At 61.7% G+C, this 504-nt stretch carries 1 protein-coding gene; it reads right to left on the bottom strand.

From position 1 onward, the window contains the following. The coding region (locus AACY45_RS28035) for a hypothetical protein (RefSeq protein ID WP_339548724.1) at positions 1-234 on the bottom strand (234 nt) is incomplete at its 3' end. Positions 235-504: the final 270 nt, after the last annotated feature.

Genomic DNA, 504 nt, shown 5'->3' on the forward strand with positions numbered 1-504 from the left:
TTCTGTCACCCAAAGATCGCCACTGCCGAGCATCCTGCGCACGTCGAAGCGTTTGTTGCTTGGTTGAATGCGCCGACTTTCCTGAATGTGGCGTCGCCCGCGAAGCCGCTCGCCGGACTGGGGATAAAACAGTTCAGCATCCTCGTGATAGATCACATGTTCCGCTTCGAAGTCATTGGCGTCTGACGCCTCCCAATGATGTTGTAGCGCTTCGCGAACGGCCTGAGCGTCCATCGTAATTCTCCGATCTGCAGGCGTTGTAACGCGCTTCGGCGTCAGTGCCCATGCAGCGAAGCCCGCGGCCGCCGACGCGCCGTGAGCGGCGAAGGCTGCCTGCGGCAACGACCCCCGCGGCCACCCTGGGAGAGAGGTGAGGGGGAGCGGGGATGGTGTCCGGAATGTGCCGGACGCCAGAAGGAGTTACTCCCGTGATCCAGTCCATTAAACTCAGCAAATTGCGGCTTTCGCCCATCAACGTCCGCACCGCCCCCGACGAGCAACTGC

Origin of the sequence: Pseudomonas sp. RA_35y_Pfl2_P32 (assembly GCF_963970735.1) — a bacterium.
GTDB lineage: Bacteria > Pseudomonadota > Gammaproteobacteria > Pseudomonadales > Pseudomonadaceae > Aquipseudomonas.